Origin of the sequence: Streptomyces beijiangensis (assembly GCF_017315755.1) — a bacterium.
GTDB classification, from domain to species: Bacteria; Actinomycetota; Actinomycetes; order Streptomycetales; family Streptomycetaceae; genus Streptomyces; species Streptomyces beijiangensis.
In genome coordinates this window covers 1-722 of record NZ_JAFLRJ010001050.1, presented here as the reverse complement: position 1 = coordinate 722, position 722 = coordinate 1, and the positions used below count along the sequence as shown (strand labels likewise).

The following is a 722-nucleotide window of genomic DNA, read 5'->3' as shown; positions in this document are numbered from 1 at the left end:
CGGCGGCGCGCGAACGCCTCGCCGACGCGTTCGCCGTCGAGGTCGACGGCATCGGGCTCGACGAGCTGGTGGGCGGCTGCGGTGTCGCCGAGTCGGTGCTCGCCGCCCTGGACCGGGCGGGTGTCGCGTACGAGGGGACGCGCGTCTCCGTGCAGGGGCTCGGCACGATGGGCGNNCGTCGAGGCGCTGCTCGCCGCGCGCGACGGGTACGGGGCCGTGGACCGCTCCGTCCTGCGCGAGGCCGACCTGGAGCTGCCCGGCGACGCCTGGCTGTCCGCCGATGCCGATGTGCTGGTGCCGGCCGCTGTCTCGTACGCCGTCGACGAGGTCAACCAGGCGCAGATCAGCGCCCGTTGGATCGTCGAGGCGGCGAACATGCCGGTCCTCGCGGGCGCGGAGGAGCTGCTCGTCGCGCGCGGGGTCACCGTGCTGCCTGACGTCGTCGTCAACTCCGGGACGAACGCCTGGTGGTGGTGGACGCTCTTCGGCGACATCGGCGCCGACGCGGACGAGGCCTTCGCGTACACCCGCCGCTCGATGCGCGCACTGATCGACCAAATGCTGGCGCGCGCGGAAGCGGACGGCACCACGCCGCGCGCCGCCGCGCACGCGATCGTCGCGGACCGGCTGCCGGTGATCGCGGACCGGTTCGGCTGGTACCGCTGACGGAGGCTAGGGTTGCCGCGTGGCCAGAGTGCGGTTGAGCGTGGAGGAACGGCGCG

The 722-nt window shown here is 74.2% G+C and carries 1 pseudogene; it reads left to right on the top strand.

Annotation, left to right across the window (positions count from 1 at the left end):
- Positions 1 to 666 (top strand): annotated as a pseudogene (locus J0695_RS40495) (Rossmann-fold NAD(P)-binding domain-containing protein); the annotation flags it as partial.
- Positions 667 to 722 lie beyond the last annotated feature (56 nt).